The organism is Mycobacterium sp. E1386, assembly GCF_001672745.1.
GTDB lineage: Bacteria > Actinomycetota > Actinomycetes > Mycobacteriales > Mycobacteriaceae > Mycobacterium.
On sequence record NZ_LZKH01000070.1, the window covers coordinates 26,407 to 43,374 of the forward strand.

The 16,968-nt window shown below is 68.2% G+C and carries 18 protein-coding genes; 3 read left to right on the forward strand and 15 right to left on the reverse strand.

Features of this window, described 5'->3' with window-relative positions; genetic code table 11:
- Positions 1-28 precede the first annotated feature (28 nt).
- From A5709_RS07245 to A5709_RS07285, 9 genes are all read right to left on the reverse strand, one after another.
- Positions 29-1,204: an NAD(P)/FAD-dependent oxidoreductase gene (locus A5709_RS07245; protein WP_067944843.1), complete on the reverse strand. Its 1,176-nt coding sequence runs from the start codon at positions 1,202-1,204 to the stop codon at positions 29-31.
- A 25-nt stretch (positions 1,205-1,229) separates the two neighbouring features.
- The gene (locus A5709_RS07250; RefSeq protein WP_082953478.1) at positions 1,230-2,048 is read right to left on the reverse strand and encodes a mycofactocin-coupled SDR family oxidoreductase; all 819 of its coding nucleotides are present in this window, start codon (positions 2,046-2,048) and stop codon (positions 1,230-1,232) included.
- A 49-nt stretch (positions 2,049-2,097) separates the two neighbouring features.
- Complete coding sequence (locus A5709_RS07255; RefSeq protein WP_068119120.1) at positions 2,098-2,937, reverse strand: SHOCT domain-containing protein; 840 nt, start codon at positions 2,935-2,937, stop codon at positions 2,098-2,100.
- Between the two features lie 89 nt (positions 2,938-3,026).
- Positions 3,027-3,782 carry a PE family protein gene (locus tag A5709_RS27260; protein WP_082953479.1) on the reverse strand — a complete coding sequence of 252 codons (756 nt, stop codon included), beginning with the start codon at positions 3,780-3,782 and terminating at the stop codon, positions 3,027-3,029.
- Between the two features lie 134 nt (positions 3,783-3,916).
- On the reverse strand, positions 3,917-5,107 hold the full coding sequence (tuf, locus tag A5709_RS07265) for an elongation factor Tu (protein WP_066951944.1): 1,191 nt from the start codon (positions 5,105-5,107) through the stop codon (positions 3,917-3,919).
- A 109-nt stretch (positions 5,108-5,216) separates the two neighbouring features.
- Positions 5,217-7,322: an elongation factor G gene (fusA, locus tag A5709_RS07270; protein ID WP_082953480.1), complete on the reverse strand. Its 2,106-nt coding sequence runs from the start codon at positions 7,320-7,322 to the stop codon at positions 5,217-5,219.
- A gap of 68 nt (positions 7,323-7,390) precedes the next feature.
- Positions 7,391-7,861, reverse strand: coding sequence for a 30S ribosomal protein S7 (gene rpsG / locus A5709_RS07275; RefSeq protein WP_007167813.1), 471 nt, complete (start codon positions 7,859-7,861; stop codon positions 7,391-7,393).
- A complete protein-coding gene (gene rpsL, locus A5709_RS07280) occupies positions 7,861-8,235 on the reverse strand; it encodes a 30S ribosomal protein S12 (RefSeq protein ID WP_007167812.1) in 375 nt (124 codons plus the stop codon). The genes rpsG and rpsL overlap by 1 nt, the downstream gene beginning before the upstream one ends.
- Before the next feature lie 245 nt (positions 8,236-8,480).
- Complete coding sequence (locus A5709_RS07285; protein WP_067944846.1) at positions 8,481-9,113, reverse strand: TetR/AcrR family transcriptional regulator; 633 nt, start codon at positions 9,111-9,113, stop codon at positions 8,481-8,483.
- 137 nt (positions 9,114-9,250) lie between these two features.
- Here A5709_RS07285 and A5709_RS07290 point away from each other — a divergent pair, with 137 nt between their 5' ends.
- The 3 genes from A5709_RS07290 (at position 9,251) to A5709_RS07300 (ending at position 11,075) form a co-directional block, all read left to right on the forward strand.
- Positions 9,251-9,619: a DUF3060 domain-containing protein gene (locus A5709_RS07290; protein WP_067944847.1), complete on the forward strand. Its 369-nt coding sequence runs from the start codon at positions 9,251-9,253 to the stop codon at positions 9,617-9,619.
- Between the two features lie 60 nt (positions 9,620-9,679).
- A complete protein-coding gene (locus tag A5709_RS07295) occupies positions 9,680-10,168 on the forward strand; it encodes a DUF3060 domain-containing protein (RefSeq protein WP_067944848.1) in 489 nt (162 codons plus the stop codon).
- A 184-nt stretch (positions 10,169-10,352) separates the two neighbouring features.
- The gene (locus A5709_RS07300; RefSeq protein WP_067944849.1) at positions 10,353-11,075 is read left to right on the forward strand and encodes a DUF732 domain-containing protein; all 723 of its coding nucleotides are present in this window, start codon (positions 10,353-10,355) and stop codon (positions 11,073-11,075) included.
- Positions 11,076-11,083: 8 nt separating this feature from the next.
- Here A5709_RS07300 and A5709_RS07305 read toward each other — a convergent pair whose 3' ends face one another.
- The 6 genes from A5709_RS07305 to A5709_RS07330 are packed head-to-tail and all read right to left on the reverse strand — an operon-like array spanning position 11,084 to position 16,782.
- Entirely contained in the window at positions 11,084-11,851 is a 768-nt protein-coding gene (locus tag A5709_RS07305; protein WP_068119123.1) for a crotonase/enoyl-CoA hydratase family protein, read from the reverse strand.
- Positions 11,848-12,567: a PaaX family transcriptional regulator C-terminal domain-containing protein gene (locus A5709_RS07310; RefSeq protein ID WP_068119128.1), complete on the reverse strand. Its 720-nt coding sequence runs from the start codon at positions 12,565-12,567 to the stop codon at positions 11,848-11,850. The genes A5709_RS07305 and A5709_RS07310 overlap by 4 nt, the downstream gene beginning before the upstream one ends.
- Positions 12,568-12,570: 3 nt before the next feature.
- Positions 12,571-13,509, reverse strand: coding sequence for a crotonase/enoyl-CoA hydratase family protein (locus tag A5709_RS07315; protein WP_067944852.1), 939 nt, complete (start codon positions 13,507-13,509; stop codon positions 12,571-12,573).
- Positions 13,506-15,134, reverse strand: coding sequence for an acyl-CoA dehydrogenase family protein (locus tag A5709_RS07320; protein ID WP_068011653.1), 1,629 nt, complete (start codon positions 15,132-15,134; stop codon positions 13,506-13,508). The genes A5709_RS07315 and A5709_RS07320 overlap by 4 nt, the downstream gene beginning before the upstream one ends.
- Positions 15,135-15,185: 51 nt before the next feature.
- Positions 15,186-16,016: a PHB depolymerase family esterase gene (locus tag A5709_RS07325; RefSeq protein WP_068011654.1), complete on the reverse strand. Its 831-nt coding sequence runs from the start codon at positions 16,014-16,016 to the stop codon at positions 15,186-15,188.
- 10 nt (positions 16,017-16,026) lie between these two features.
- On the reverse strand, positions 16,027-16,782 hold the full coding sequence (locus A5709_RS07330; RefSeq protein WP_068011655.1) for a deoxyribonuclease IV: 756 nt from the start codon (positions 16,780-16,782) through the stop codon (positions 16,027-16,029).
- Between the last annotated feature and the right edge of the window lie 186 nt (positions 16,783-16,968).

Consider the following 16,968-nt stretch of genomic DNA (forward strand, 5'->3'; position numbering starts at 1 on the left):
TGTAGCCCAACGCCTTTACCCGCCAAAGTCAGCCCAGCACGTCCGAGATGGGCGCACCGGCGGCGATCTTGGCGCGCACCTTCATGACCTTGCCGGGCATCCCGCCGCCCACCACCCCGACCAGCACGCCGTCGCGCTCGTAATACGCCAGGAACTTGCGGCCGTCGTCTTCGACGAGGTGGACGGAGTCGGTGGCCTCGGGCTCTCCGAGGCACTGGATCTTGACGTCGTACTGGTCGCTCCAGAAGTACGGGACGACCACCGCCGACGACACGTCCCGTCCCAGCATCGCGGGCACCACCACGCGGGTCTGGTCGGCGACGTTGCTCCAATGTTCCACGCGCGCTTGATGTCCCGTCGCGTCGCGCCAGGAGGCGACGTCACCGAGCGCCCACACGTTCGGTGCGCTGGTCCGTCCGGCCTCGTCGCAGAGCACGCCGTTGTCGACCGCGATGCCGCTGCCCTCGAGCCAGCCCGTGGCGGGGCGGGATCCGATGCCGATGACCACCAGGTCCGCGGCGAGCTCGGTACCGTCGGTCAGCACCACCGTGTCCACCCGCTCGTCGCCGCGCACTTCGGCCACCCCGACACCGAGGCGCACGTCGACCCCCTCCGCGCGGTGCAGGCGCGCGACCAGCTCGCCGATCCGCTCGCCGAGCACGGATGCCAGGGGCGTCGGCTGCGGCTCAACCAACACGACGTCCACCCCGAGGCTCCGTAGGCTGGCCGCCACCTCACAGCCGATGAAGCCGGCGCCGACGATGACGGCGCGCTGGCACGCGGACGCGTGCTCACGCAGCGCCATGCTCTCGTCGAACGTGCGCAGCACCCTGATGCCCTCGAGATCCGGCAGCGTCGGGATGCGCCGCGGCACCAGGCCGGTCGCGATGACGAGTTCGTCGTAGCCGATCACGGACCCGTCGGCCAGCGTCACCGTCTGCGCCGCGGTGTCCAGGCTGGTGGCGGCCGCACCCAGCCGCAGGGTGATGTCGTTCTCGTCGTACCACTCGCGCGGTTTGAGGGCCACGTCGTCGACCTCTTTGCGCAGCACCTCTTTTGACAGCGGCGGGCGATCGTAGGGCACGTGCACCTCGTCGCTGACGATCGTGACGCGGCCGGCATACTCGGATCGGCGGAGCTGCTCGGCGGTCCGGGCGGCGGCCAGACCGCCACCGACGATCACTATTCCTTTGCTAGCGGTCACGTGGAGTTCATACCACGATCGCCGGTCAATACTTCAAGGCGCCCTTGTCCACGGGGACCTGCGTGCCGGTCACCGTGCCCGCCCCGTCGCCGGCTAGCCACGCCACGACATCGGCCACCTCGTCGGGTGCCATGAAGCCGTTGGGCTGCAACGGCATCGGGGGGAAGCTGTGCACGAAGCTGGGATGGCGGGCGAATATCTCCATCATCGCCTCCGGCTCGATCATCGGGGTGTCGACCGAGTAGGGGTGGATGGAGTTGACCCGGATGTTGTATTCGCCGAGCTCGATCGCGAGGGTGTTGGTCAGCGCGGTGAGTCCGTGCTTGCTGGCCGAATAATGCCCGTTGCCCGGAGTGGCTTTCAGCCCCGCCGACGAGCTGACCACCACGATCGAACCCCCGTTGCCGGCTTCGATCATGGCGGGCACGGTGGCGCGCAGCGTGCGCCAGGTGCCGGTCAGGTTGACCCCGATCACCGTGTCCCACTGCTCGTCGGTCAGCTCCCAAAGCCGGCCCCAACTCAGGACTCCCGCGTTGGCCACCACGATGTCGAGCCGCCCGAATTGTTCGACGCCGTCGGCCACCAGTTGGCGCAGTGCGGCGTCGTCCCGGATGTCGGCTTCGCGGGCCAACACCTTGCGGCCCTCGGCTTCCACCAGGCGGACGGTCTCGGCGAGGTCCTCCGGCGTCGCGGGCGGGTAGGTCAGGCTCTTCGACGCCGGGGCGCAGATGTCGAGCGCGATGATGTCGGCGCCCTCCCGGGCCAGCCGCACCGCGTGCGAACGGCCCTGGGCGCGGGCGGCGCCGGTAATGAAAGCCACCCGCCCCTGCAGTGATCCAGTCACGGAGTCAGGCTAGCAGCGGAACTGAAACCTGTTCTAAGTCGCCCGCCGATCAGATTTCGGAGATGATCTGGGCCCGCCGGCTGTTGTACTCCTCGTCGGTCAGCGCGCCGCTGGCGCGTAACGTCTCGAGCTCCTGGAGCCGCTGAGCGATCGACGGTTGCGGGGGCGTCACCACCGGTGCCGGCCCCGCGGCGGCGGCAGGTTGGGCGGCCTGCGCGGCGGGCGCCTGTTGTTCGGCGGCGCGGCGCACCACCGCCTGAACCTGCTGGCGCAGCGCCGGATTCGACCGGATGTCGACCATCCGGTTGAGCGGAACGTTGTTGGCCTTGAGGATCTGCAGGATCTCCATCAACGGGCCGGCCTGCCCGCTCAGGTCGTAGGTCCTGTTGTCCTCGGCCACGGTGAATTGCGCCGGCACCAGGCCGTTGACCAACGCGCTTCGCTCCCAGTCGATTCGGTATTCGTTGGTGGTGGGGTTGACCAGCACCACCACTTTGCGGGCGCTGAGGTTGCCGAGCCGGGTCACGCTCGCGATCACCCGGTCCTCGCTGTCGAACGGCAGGACCCCTGGCCCGGAGATGTGCAGGTGCACCTTGACCACCTGCTGGTTGTTGATCCACGTCCCCGTCTCGGTGACACCGGTGATCTGAGCGAGCGCCAGCACCCCGTTCTGTTCCAGCTCCGCATTCTTGGCCGAGGACTTCGCCCCGTAGTTGGCCAACGCGAGCGCGATCAGCACGTCGGCCACGGTGATGAGCAGTCCGACGTAGAACATCCATTGCAGCAGGCTGCCGAGCCCGAGGGTGAAGTAGACGATCAAGAAAATCGGGCCGACCAGGCCGCCGCACAGCAAAACCACCAACTGTGCCTTCAGGTAGCGCGCCAACACGAGTTCTCCTTACCCTTGCTGGGATTTTGGGTGTCAGGTTAGCTCTCGCGCTGTCGCGGCGCGCGCCATACACGCAAACCGGACGGGCGTCAGTCCACCTTGGGTATGAGCGTCGGCGCCGGGCGCGCCGAAGACTCCGCCGACGTCGGAGCGGTGGGCGAATGAGCCGACACCATCTTCACCGGCGTGCCGGTCGATACCGGCATCGCCGGGGCCGCGGCCGCCTGCGGCGTCTCCACCTGCGCCGGGGTCGAGGCGAGCGGATTGACCGGCGCCGGCGCACTAGCCGCGGGCTGTGCGGTGGCCGGGCCGTAGGCGGGAGTCACCATCCGCACCGGCGTCGCCGATGTGGTGGCCGGGGCCGCCACCGCCGCAGGCCCGGTGGTAACCGCGGCTGCCGTTTGACTGACCGGTGCCTGCGCGCCGGCGATCGCCGAGGCCGGCGCGACCGCCGACATCAGGGGTGCGGCCGGTACGCCCGGCGCCGAACCACCCGCGGCCGACGCCGCGGGCAGCTGCGCCGCGACCGACGCGGGGGCCGCCGCCGACTGCAGGGGCGTGGTGTTGGCGGCCTCGGTGGCGAGGTACTGCGCCGCGCCGCCGTTCATCAGCTGCACGAACTGGTTGTGAAACGCCGCGGCTTGAGCGCTGAGCGCCTGGTAGACCTGGGAATGCGCGTCGAACAGCGACGCGATCCCGGCCGACACCTCGTCGGCACCCGGTGCCAGCACGCTCGACGTCGGTCCCAGCGCCATCGAGTTCGCCGAAGTGATCGTCCAGCCGATCCTGGCTAGATCCGACGCCGCGGCGGCGACGTACTCGGGCGTCGCGAATACGAAGGACATCCGAACCTCCCGGCCCTTTCTCCCCCGACTCCCTTGTCCCGGAATCGTAGCGGAATCGTCAACAGCCGGCCCGGTAAAACGCGTAAAGCCCGGACCGCCGAAATCGGCAGCCCGGGCTCTACGGCGAACTGGACCTACTTGATGATCTTGACGACCCGGCCGGCGCCGACGGTGCGGCCACCCTCGCGGATCGCGAACCGCAGACCGTCGTCCATGGCGACGGGCTGGATCAGCTTGACCGAGATGTTGGTGTTGTCGCCGGGCATCACCATTTCGGTGCCCTCCGGCAGCGTCACCACGCCGGTCACGTCGGTGGTGCGGAAGTAGAACTGCGGACGGTAGTTGTTGAAGAACGGCGTGTGCCGGCCGCCCTCGTCCTTGGACAGGATGTAGACGCTGCCCTCGAACTCGGTGTGCGGCGTGGTGGTGCCGGGCTTCACGACGACCTGACCGCGCTCGACGTCCTCGCGCTTGATACCACGCAGCAGCAGCCCGACGTTGTCGCCGGCCTGTCCCTGGTCAAGCAGCTTGCGGAACATCTCCACACCGGTGACGGTGGTCTTGGTGCTGGTCGGCTTGATACCGACGATCTCGACTTCCTCGTTCACGTTGATCACGCCGCGCTCGACACGACCGGTGACCACGGTGCCACGACCGGTGATGGTGAACACGTCCTCCACCGGCATCAGGAACGGCTTCTCGGTCTCACGGACCGGGTCCGGGATCGACTCGTCGACGGCCTCCATCAGCTGCTCGACCGACTCGACCCACTTGGCGTCGCCCTCGAGCGCCTTCAGCGCCGAGACCCGAACCACCGGGGCGTCCTCGTCGAACTCCTGGGCGGCCAGCAGCTCGCGGACCTCCATTTCGACGAGCTCCAGCAGCTCCTCGTCGTCGACCATGTCGGCCTTGTTGAGGGCGACCAGGATGTAGGGCACCCCGACCTGACGCGCGAGCAGCACGTGCTCACGGGTCTGCGGCATCGGGCCGTCAGTGGCGGCAACCACCAGGATCGCGCCGTCCATCTGGGCCGCACCGGTGATCATGTTCTTGATGTAGTCGGCGTGACCCGGGGCGTCGACGTGGGCATAGTGCCGCTTGTCGGTCTGGTACTCCACGTGGGAGATGTTGATCGTGATACCGCGCTGACGCTCCTCGGGAGCGTTGTCGATCTGGTCGAACGCGCGGGACTCGTTCAGGTCCGGGTACTTGTCGTGCAGAACCTTGGTGATAGCCGCGGTCAGCGTCGTCTTGCCGTGGTCAACGTGACCGATGGTCCCAATGTTGACGTGCGGCTTCGTCCGCTCGAACTTCGCCTTCGCCACTTCGTTGTCCTCCTGGACTGTTGGTGCTCGTTAAAGCAGTGTTGGTGTTTTCAGTTGTGCCGCGCCCAAGGCTTTGCAATGACCCGGCAAGATTACTCCGCGTGCAGGTTTACTGACCCGTCGCCTTCGCGATGATCTCCTTCGACACGTTCGCCGGCACTTCGGCGTACGAGTCGAACACCATGGAGTAGTTCGCCCGGCCTTGGGTCTTGGACCTCAGGTCGCCGACGTAGCCGAACATCTCCGACAGCGGCACGTGCGCCTTGACGACGCGTGCACCGCTCCGCTCCTCCATGGCCTGGATCTGGCCACGGCGGGAGTTCAAGTCGCCGATCACGTCGCCCATGTAGTCCTCGGGCGTGGTGACCTCGACGGCCATGATCGGTTCCAGGATCACCGGCTGGGCTTGCTGCGCAGCCTTCTTCAGCACCTGCGAACCGGCGATCTTGAACGCCATCTCCGACGAGTCCACCTCGTGGAAGGCGCCATCGAGCAGCGTGACCTTCAGATTCACCAGCGGGTAGCCGGCCAGCACACCGTATTGCATGGCGTCCTGCGCACCGGCGTCCACCGACGGGATGTACTCCCGGGGGATGCGCCCACCGGTGACCTTGTTCTCGAACTCGTAGGTCGCACCGTCCTCGCCCGCGAACGGCTCGAGGTTGATGATCACCTTCGCGAACTGGCCGGAGCCACCCGTCTGCTTCTTGTGGGTGAACTCGACGTTGTTCGCGGCCCGCTTGATGGTCTCCTTGTAAGCCACCTGCGGCTTACCGACGTTGGCCTCGACCTTGAACTCCCGGCGCATGCGGTCCACCAGGATGTCCAGGTGCAGCTCGCCCATCCCGCCGATCACGGTCTGGCCGGTCTCCTGGTCCAGGTGCACCTTGAACGTCGGGTCCTCCTCGGCGAGCTTCTGGATCGACAGCGACAGCTTCTCCTGGTCGCTCTTCGTCTTGGGCTCGATGGCCACCTCGATGACCGGGTCGGGGAAGGTCATCGACTCCAGCACGACCTGGTCGTTCGGGTCGCTCAGGGTGTCGCCGGTGGTGGTGTCCTTCAGGCCGATCACCGCGTAGATGTGACCCGCCGAGGCGGTCTCCACCGGGTTCTCCTTGTTGGAGTGCATCTGGAACAGCTTGCCCAGCCGCTCCTTCTTGCCCTTCGTGGAGTTGATGACCTGGCTGCCGGAGTCGACCTTGCCCGAGTACACCCGGACGTAGGTGAGCTTGCCGAAGAACGGGTGCGTCGCGACCTTGAAGGCCAGCGCGGAGAACGGCTCGTCGGTCGACGGCTTGCGGATGACCTCGACGTCCTCCTTGCCCGGGGCGTGGCCGACGGCCGGCGGCACGTCCAGCGGCGAGGGCAGGTAGTCGATGACCGCGTCCAGCATGGGCTGCACGCCCTTGTTCTTGAACGCGCTGCCGCACAGCACCGGGTAGGCCTCCGAGCTGATGGTCAGCTTGCGGATGGCGCCCTTGATCTCCTCGACGGTGAGCTCCTCGCCGCCCAGGTACTTCTCCAGCAGCGCCTCGTCGGTCTCGGCGACGGCCTCCAGCAGCTTGGTGCGGTACTCGTCGGCCTTCTCCTGCAGGTCGGCGGGGATGTCGACGACGTCGTACTTCTCGCCGAGCTTGGCCTCGGCGCTCCACACCTTGGCCTTCATCTCGACCAGGTCGACGACGCCCTCGAAGTCGCCTTCGGAGCCGACCGGCAGCTGGATCGGGATGACGTTGGCGCCCAGGCGCTCTTCCATCGTGCGCACCGAGAAGTAGAAGTCGGCGCCGATCTTGTCCATCTTGTTGACGAAGCAGATCCGCGGGACGTCGTACTTGTCGGCCTGGCGCCACACCTGCTCGGACTGCGGCTCGACGCCCTCCTTGCCGTCGAAGACGGCGACGGCACCGTCGAGCACGCGCAGGCTGCGCTCCACCTCGACGGTGAAGTCGACGTGCCCGGGGGTGTCGATGATGTTGATCTGGTTGTCGTTCCAGAAGCAGGTGGTGGCCGCGGAGGTGATGGTGATTCCCCGCTCCTGCTCCTGCTCCATCCAGTCCATGGTGGCGGCGCCATCGTGGACCTCACCGATCTTGTAGCTGATACCGGTGTAGTAGAGGATGCGCTCGGTCGTCGTCGTCTTGCCGGCGTCGATGTGCGCCATGATGCCGATGTTGCGGACCTTGGTCAGGTCGGTCAGCACGTCCTTCTGTGCCACAGAAGTCTTCCCACTCTTTCGATTGCTTGGTTGCTGTCGTGTGCGCGCCGGCGACTATGCCGGCGTGATCACCAGCGATAGTGCGCGAAGGCGCGGTTTGCCTCGGCCATCTTGTGGGTGTCCTCGCGCCTCTTGACGGAGGCCCCCAGGCCGTTGCTGGCGTCCAGGATCTCGTTCGCCAGCCGCTCGACCATCGTCTTCTCCCGGCGCTGCCGTGAGAAGCTGACCAGCCAGCGCAGCGCCAGCGTGGTGGACCGGTCCGGACGGACCTCGACCGGCACCTGGTAGGTCGCACCGCCGACGCGGCGGCTGCGCACCTCCAGCGCGGGCTTGACGTTGTCGAGAGCGCGCTTGAGCGTGATCACCGGATCGGTGCCCGTCTTGTCGCGGGCGTTCTCGAGCGCACCATAAACAATGCGTTCGGCCAGCGATTTCTTCCCCTGCAGGAGAACTTTGTTCACCAGCTGGGTGACCAGCTGCGACCCGTAGACAGGGTCGTTGACCAACGGACGCTTCGGCGCGGGCCCCTTGCGCGGCATCAGCTCTTCTCCTTCTTCGCGCCGTAACGGCTGCGGGCCTGCTTGCGGTTCTTGACCCCCTGGGTGTCGAGCGAACCGCGGATGATCTTGTACCGCACGCCTGGCAGGTCCTTGACTCGGCCACCACGCACCAGCACCATCGAGTGCTCCTGCAGGTTGTGGCCCTCACCCGGGATGTAGGCGGTGACCTCGACCTGGCTCGTCAGCTTCACGCGCGCGACCTTCCGAAGGGCCGAGTTCGGCTTCTTCGGGGTGGTCGTGTACACGCGAGTGCATACGCCACGGCGCTGCGGGCTGCCCTTCAGGGCCGCGGTCTTGACCTTGGCGATCTTGTCGCGGCGACCCTTGCGGACCAGCTGCTGAATCGTTGGCATCTACCGGCTTTCTGTGTTCGTGTTATGCGTTTGTCGGCGGTTCTCAAGTCTTCGTACTGCAGTTATGTCCGGCCGCACTACCCCGCGGCCGGGTGTGTCGCACGCGCTGCGCACCGGAGAAAGATCCGATGCATCGTGGACATGCGAATTCGCCCGGCATCCACTTCCTTACGGTTAGGCGCCGCAAGCCGCCAGGCACGAGCCTCCACAATACCCGCCGCCGGTCTCGCAGGTCAAAGCGGCGGTTAACCGTGCGCGACGCGCCGCTCCATGCCCGCCGCCAGCCGCAGCACCATGTCCGAGAACAGCGCGTCGGTGTCGATGTCGTCCATGACACCGGTCATTTCCAGCAGCACGAAGCCGTGTAGCGCGGACCAGAACTCCAGGGCCGCGTGGAACGCCTCGTCGCCGTCGAGACCGTAGGAGGACAGCACCGAGATCACCGGCGCCGCGGCACCCCGGGTCGCCGCCGTGTACTCGGGGTCGTCGCCGCCCAGCGGCATCCGGGTGAAGGCCGAGTACCGGCCGGGGTGGTGATGGGCGTAGCTGCGGTACGCGCCCGCCATGACCAGCACCGCGTCGTCGCGGGCGCGGCCCTCGCCGACCCTGTTCAGCATCGTGATGATGTCGTCGATGACGCGGATCCGCACCGCGCGGCGCAGGTCCTCCAGGCTGTCGACGTGGTTGTACAGCGACGGCCCCTTGGTGCCCAGCTGCATCGCCAGCGCGTTGATGGTGAGGGCGTCCCAGCCTTCCCGGTCCAGGAAGGTGAGCGCGCCGTCGATGATGCCCTCGCGGCTCAGCTTCGCCGGGCGCGAGCCGGTTCTTCCCGCCCGCGGGCGCCCGGCCGCCGACGGCGTTTCCGGGTGAGCTGCCATGGCGAGGCCCTTCGCTTGCGATGATCGTGGTGCTTAACTAATGACTCTAGTTGACGCCGACCGCGAAACCGTTTCAGCCATGGCCGGATGGACGTAATCTCATCGAGCAGATCCACCGGTCAAAAAGGGGGCCCGCAGTGAACTGGACAACCGTCGCCGGGTCGCTGGCAACCTGTGTCATCACCGCCGCCGCGGCATCCGCTCCCCCGGCTCACGCGAAGAACGGCGACACCCACGTCATCGGGCAGGGCATCCAGCAGACGCTCGACTGCAACGACGCCACGCTGTTCGTCAACGGCTCCTTCAACAACGTCACCGCGCTGGGCAACTGCTACGCGGTCACGGTGATGGGCTCGTCCAACACCGTCGTCGCCGATTCGGTCTCGCACGACATCACCGTCTACGGCTACGACCAGACGGTGTTCTACCACAACGGCACGCCGTTCATCTGGGACCGCGGCCGCGAGTTGGGCATGACCAACCGGCTCCAGCAGGTGCCCGGCTGAACCCGGCACCACATCGCCACCCAAACCGAAGAGCATCCGAATCGAGGGGATCGAGAAACAATGTCCGCCCACATCTTTGACCGCCCCTCGGGGCTGACCGCGCTCGCCGTGGCGCCGGCCGTCGCAGCCATGCTGGTTGCAGGGTGCAGTTCGACGGCCAACCCGCCCGGCGGTGCCACGACCACGACAACGAAGAGCAGCACGACCACGACGAGCGCCGGGGCGGCCCCGACCACGGGGTCGAGCGGGGAGAGCACCACCGCGTCGGTCGAAATCGGCAATACGCTCAACTACGGCTCGATGGGCACCACCGCGACGCTTGACTGCGCCAGCGGCAAGTCGCTGAACGTGGGCGGTTCGAACAACACCCTGACGGTCACGGGCAGCTGCGCGACAGTAACCGTCGGCGGCACGGACAACAAGATCACCCTGGACAAGGTCGACACCCGCATCAGCGTGGTAGGGCTCAACAACACCATCACCTACAAAGACGGTGCGCCCAAGGTCGACAACCTGGGTTCCGGCAACACCATCACCAAGGGCGGCTAGCCGGCGAACGTAGCGCGCCTTGCCGTTGCGCTACAAAGGCTTTCATCTCCCGGTGCGGTGCGGCCGGGGCGCATGGCGCCGCTGCTTCTCTGGCACCCCGGTGTACGACCCGCATACCGCGCCGTCGAGGTGCCGCGGGCAGACCATGGGCATATGATTTTTGCCAGCAGAACGGAAGCCAGCCATGTTCACCGGTACCAGCAATCACGCCCGCGCACTGGTTGCGGCCATTGTGGTACTGACCGGCGTCGTGATGCTGCCGCACGGCGCGGCGGCGGCAGACCCCAACCCCGATGACCAGTTCTTGGCGCTGCTCAACCAAAAGCAAATCCCCGCCCTCGAGAACGTGCCGAGCCTCATCGCCACCGCCCACAGAATTTGCCGCCAACTCGATGGCGGCATGTCGGCGGACGGCGTCGTCGACGACATGCGGGAGAGGGCGTTCAATGCCAACGGGGCCGGCGGCCAATACCCACCCGACCGCGTCGCGCGCACCATTGCCCGGTTCATCTCCGCCGCAGTCGAGGCCTACTGCCCCAACAACCAACCGAAGATCGCTGCCCTGCAATCCATGGCGAATCCCCTGCCGGGCGCTGACGAACCGAATCTTCGGGAGCCGCGATCGGCCTTGCACGTGATCCCCGCGGGGGAAACCGGCCAGCCGGACCCGCCGCAGCTTCCGCCGCCCCCGCCGCCGACAGCACAGATCCTGACGCCACCCGCGCCGGTCGCGACGCCGTCTCCACGGCAACAACCGCCGCCACCCCCGGCGCAGGAGCCGCAACCGGGACCGCAACAGCAGGCGCCCGCTGCACCGGCGCCGGGCGGATCCCCCGGCGGCAGCGGCGCCGGCCCGGAGCCGCCCGCCCCGCCCACGCCACCCGGCAGGGTGCGGCTCGCACCGTAAGGGACCGGCTAGCCTGCGGGGGCCCCGTGCCGGCCGGCGCCGGCGGCGAACCGCCCGGCCCCCTCGTTCGCCTCGGCGGCGACGCGGGAGATGCTGGCGAACTCGAAGTCGATCGCCTCGGATTCCGGAAGTCCCCACTGATGCAGCGCGGAAAGCCGGTCGGATCGCAGGCACTGTTGGGGCAGCGCGGCCAGTTGGGCGGCCAGCTCCTCGGCCGCCTGCCGTGCCTGGCCCTTGGGCACGACGCGGTTGGCCAACCCCATCGCGAGCGCCTCGTCGGCTTTGACCCCGCGGCCAGTCAGGATCATGTCCAGCGCGCGGCTCTGCCCGATCAGCCGCGGCAGCCGCACGGTGCCGCCGTCGATCAGCGGCACCCCCCAGCGCCGGCAGAACACCCCGAACACGGCGTCCTCCTCGGCCACCCGCAGGTCGCACCAGATGGCCAGCTCCAGCCCGCCCGCGACGGCGTAGCCGCTGACCGCGGCGATCACCGGTTTGGACAGCACCATGCGCGACGGGCCCATGGGGCCGGGACCGGTGCGGTGCACGGCGTTGGCGTCGGGGGTGTCGAAGGCCTTCAGATCCGCTCCGGCACAGAAGGTTCCGCCGTCGCCCCATAACACGGCAACCGACGCGGTGTCGTCGCGGTCGAATTCGTCGAACGCCGCGTACAGCGCCGCGGCGGTGGGGCCGTTGACCGCGTTGCGCGCCGCCGGGCGGTTCAGGATCACCGTCGTCACCGGGCCGTTGCGCTCGATACGCACCGGATCGCTCATTGTGCCTCCGTAAATAGTGGTTCCCGCCGCTCGAGCAACTCGGTGGCGAAGTCGTGGTAGGCCGCGCGCAGCCGGGCCCCGGGCCAGTCGTCCGGCAGCAGTTCGTCGGGCAGCACCGGGTCGGTGAGCAGGTGCCGCACCGTCGCCGCCGCGACCACGAAACGGCCGGGAATGTCTGGTGCGGTGGCCATCTCGTCGAGCAGCCGGTGGCCGGCGCGGGCCCAGGCCGGCAGGTCCCACAGCTGGGCGGCCAGCCGGGCGGGATCGTCATCGCGGGCCCGCAGGACGCGCACGCGGGCATCGATCTCGGGATCGAGGTCGATGCCCAGGTTGTCGGGTCGCATCCAGACGCCCTCGCGCAGTTCGCCGAATCGCTTGCCGTGCAAGGCGTTTCGAAGGGCGGCCCGGGTCCGCGCGTCGCCGCCCACGCTGGTCACGATCAGCGTGATCCACTCCCCGCGCCACGGCCGGACCCGCGGGTTGATGGCGTCGTCCTGCCGCCGCTGGCGGGCAAGTAGGCGATCCGAGAGCCGGTAGCCGTCGGCGGAGCGGATCAGGTCACCGGCGCCGACCATGCGGGTCAGCGCCACTCGCAGGGCCGTCTCTTTGATGCCGAAATCGGCGGTGAGCCTGACCAATTCGCTCGCGCTGGCGCAGGCCGGGTGGGCCCCCAGCAGCACGCTGAGCACCACCGACCGGGCCGTCATGGTGGGCACGGTTTACACCTGTGACGCGCGGCGGCCGTAGTCACCGAAGGGTTCGTCGCGATGCCGCACCGCGTCCCGGAATCCGTGCTCCACGGCGTCGGCGACGAAGGCGTGACCTTCCGGGGTGTGCCGGGCAACGCCGTCGAACACGGTGCTGACCATCCTGCTGGTGGCCACACCCTGTTGCAGCAGAGCCGAATTCAGCGCGAGCTTGACCATCATCAGCTGGTTGACGGGCACCGCGGCGATCCGCTGCACGAGCCGTTCGGTGCGCTCGTCGAGGTCCGCCGGGTCCGGGGCCTCGACCGCCAGCCCCCACTCGGCCGCCTGCGCGCCGGTGATGCAATCACCGGTGAACAGCAGGCGCTTGGCGCGCTGGTCGCCGAGCCGGTGCGCCCACAGCCCGGCCGCCGGGACGCCCCACACCCGCGTGGGCGGGTAGCCGATCTTGGCGTCGGCGGCGGCGATCACCTGGTCGGCATGCAGCGCGATGTCGGTGCCCCCGGCCACGCAGTAACCGTGGATCTTGACCACCGTCGGCTTGTCGGCGTGCATCAGGCTGGAGAAGCCGCGCACGAATCGACTCATCATCTGGTAGTCGATCATCGGGTCCCACGGCTGGTCGGGTAAGTGGTTGACCGCCTGCGTCTTTCCGCTCAGCACGGTGCCCTCGTAGGCGCCGGTCCCGCCGGCCGAGCCGGTGCGGTCGGCATAGGCGCTCAGGTCGAACCCGGCGCAGAACCCCTCGCCGCGGCCCGACACCAGGATGACGTGCACGCCTGCGTCGAGGTCGGCGCGCTCGACCAGCGCCGAGAGCTCCAGCGGGGTGTCCGCGACGATCGCGTTGCCCTTCTCCGGGCGGTTGAAGGTGATCCGGGCAACCCGGTCGGTGACCTCGTAGGTCATGGTCTTCAGGTTGTCGAAGTCGACCGGCCTGATCGCGTGCGTCATCCCTTTACTAGAGCACGCTCGAGGATCGGGGCCATATCGAGGCCGGCGGGCATGGTGCCGTAGGCCCCGCCCCACTGGCGGTCGAGCCGGGTGGTCAGGAAGGCCTCCGCGACGGCGGGGTGGCCGTGGCGGACCAGCAGCGAACCCTGCAGCGCCAGACAGATGTCCTCGGCCACCTTGCGGGCGCGGTGCGCGATGGTGTCCAGGTCGGTCAGGTCGTGGCGCAGCCGCTCGACGTGACCGCCGAGTCGCGGGTCCGCGCCGGCGCTTTCGGCCAGCTCGGCGAACAGCACCTCGACGCACTCGGGCCGGGTGGCCATGGCGCGCAACGTGTCCAGCGCGCTGACGTTGCCCGAGCCCTCCCAGATGCCCATCAGCGGCGCCTCGCGGAACAACCGCGGCATGCCCGAGTCCTCGACATATCCGTTGCCGCCCAGGCATTCCAGCGCCTCGGCGGCGTGCGGGGTGGCGCGCTTGCACACCCAGTACTTGCTGGCCGCCAGGCCGATGCGCCGCAGCAGCGCCTCCTGGTCGTCGCCGCGCAACGCCTTGTCGGTGGCGCCGGCCATCCGCATCGCGACGATGGTCGCGGCCTCGGCCTCCACGGCGAGGTCGGCCAGCACGTTGCGCATCAGCGGCTGGTCGATCAGGTAGGCGCCGAACGCCTTTCGGTGCTGGGCGTGGTGGATGGCGCGGGTGAGGCCGGTGCGCATGCTGGTGGCGCTGCCCAGGGTGCAGTCCAGGCGGGTCAGGTTGACCATCTCGATGATGGTGGGGACGCCGCGGCCCTCCTCGCCCACCAGCCACGCGGTCGCACCGTCGTACTCGACCTCGCTGGAGGCGTTGGCGTGGTTGCCGAGCTTGTCCTTGAGGCGCTGCAGGAACATTCGGTTGCGGGTGCCGTCGGGCAGCACCCGCGGCAACAGGAAGCACGACAGCCCGCCCGGGGCCTGCGCGAGCACCAGGAAGATGTCGCACATCGGCGCCGAGGTGAACCACTTGTGGCCCGTCAGGCTGTAGCTGCCATCTGCGTTCGGGGTCGCCTGCGTGGTGCCGGCGCGCACGTCGGATCCGCCCTGCTTCTCGGTCATCGACATGCCGGCGGTGATCCCGCGCTTGGTGGTGGCCAGCTTGAGTTCGGGATCGTATTCGCGGCTGGTCAGCAGGGGCTCGTAAACGGCGGCGAGCTCGGGGTTGTAGCGCAGCGCGGGGACCACGGCGTAGGTCATCGAGATCGGGCAGGTGTGGCCGGGCTCGACGTTCCAGACCGACATCTTCGCCGCCCGCACCACGTGCGCGCCCGGGCGGTCGTCGGCCCACGGCGCGGCGTGGATGCCGGTGGCGATCGCCGTGCGCATCAACTCGTGGTAGGCCGGGTCGTACTCGACCTCGTCGACCCGATGGCCGTACTTGTCGTGGGTGTGCAGGATGGGCCGGTTGCGGTCGGCGAGCTCGCCCCAGCGCTGCGCTTCGGGGCCACCCGCGATCGCGCCCACCTCGTTCACCTCTTCCAGTCCCCATTCCCCGCCCTCGCGGATCAGGGCCTCGACGAGCACCGCGGACGTCGCGGGGTTGTAATTCTCCAGCGGGGGGACCTGGTTGGTGACGACATGCGTATCCGACATGCCACTCATGTTACATTTTTCCGACAGCCGCACAAGAGGTGTAATAGGGCGTTACCGTGGGTGCGCGGCGAAGAATTCCCAGAGCGTCCGTGCGGCGAACGGGGGCCACTCGTGACCCCCCGCCTCGATCGTGATCAGCGTGACGCCGCGGCTGCCCGCACATCCCGCCGTCGACGTGTTGAGGGGGCCATTCGTCGTGGTCGCCGGGGCCGCGCACTGATCGACGTTGCGCCAGAACGCATTCACCTCGGGTACCGAGGGACCGTTGATCACGCTGAAGCCCTGCCCGCCGCCGTAGGGCACCAGCCGATCCGCCGTGCCGTGGATGTGCACGATCGAGACCGGACGCGGGTTGGGGCAGCGGTTGAGCTGGGTGCCCGCCACCGGTCCGATCGCGGCGAAGAGGTCGGTGGTGCAAGCCAGCGTGTAGGCCATGATGGCGCCGTTACTCATGCCGGCGACATAGACGCGGGCGGGGTCGGTGCCGAGGTGCTTGGCGATGTCGGCGACGGCCGCGCTGACGAAGGCGACGTCGTCGACACCCTCCCGCCCCGGCCGGCCGCAGCAGCCTTCCCCGTCGACGTTCCAGGCCCGCTCGAGTCCATCCGGGTACGCGACGACGAACTTGGCCGAATCGGCCAATTCGTCCCAACCGTAATCCCTTTCGACCTGTCTCGCGCTCCCGGAATAGCCATGCAGCACGACGACGAGCGGCGGCGAAGCGGGTTTGCCCGCCGGTTCGTAGAGCCGGTAGCTGCGATCGTGTCCGCCCACTTCGAGGTGGTGCAGGCTGGTCCCGGTGACGAAGCCGGAGGGCGGCGCCGGCGAACAGCTCACGACCAGCAGGACGACCCGGAGGAGGGTTACGAGCCGACCAAGCACGGGCCGGGTCTCAGCCGCCGGTCTTTTCCCGCAGGAACGCGATGTCGTCCTTGCGGCCCTCGTCGGCGGTCTCGCAGATGACCGGCGCGTCGGCGGCCTTGACGACCGCGGCGAGCAGCTCGGGATCGATCTGGCCGGTGCCGAAGTTGGCGTGCCGGTCGGCGCCCGAGCCGGCGGCGTCGCGCGAGTCGTTGCAGTGCACCAGGTCGATGCGTCCGGTCAGGGCCTTGATCCGGTCCACCGCGTCGATCAGCTCCTCACCCGCGGCCCACGCGTGGCAGGTGTCCAGGCAGAAGCCGATTCCCTTGTCGCCGATGCGATCCCAGAGCCTGCCGATGGTGTCGAAGTGGCGCGCCATCGCGTGGTCACCGCCGGCGGTGTTCTCCAGGTACACCTGCACCTCGGTTTCGAGGTAGTCCAGCGCCTTGACCCAGCGCTCGAAGCCGGCCTCCATGTCGTCGTCGTCGGCGTGGCCGCCGTGCACGATCACCGCCGTCGCGTTGATCTCCGACGCCGCGTCGCAGGTGTCCTGCAGGATCTTGCGCGAGGGGATGCGGATGCGGTTGTTGGCCGAAGCCACGTTGATCAGGTACGGCGCGTGGACATACAGCGGGATGGTGGACGCCTTCAGCGCCTCGGCGTCGTCGCGCGGCTTGGGCTTCTTCCAGCTCTGCGGGTTGCCCAGGAAGAACTGCACCGCGTCGGCGCCATCCGCCTGGGCGGCGGCCAGGGGGTCGTCGTTGTGGACATGTGAACCGATGAGCACGCGGCCAGTGTAGTTGGGAAGCCGGACGCGAGGAGGTGCGCGGAACCAATAGGCGAGCCCCAAATTCGATAGCGCCCGCGATATCAAATTCGGGGATCGAGTGGTGGTCCTTGAGCGGTACCGATGTGGCGAATGATGCGGCCGCGTTGGGCGGGCGCCACACCAGGGTGACGTTCGGGCCAACGA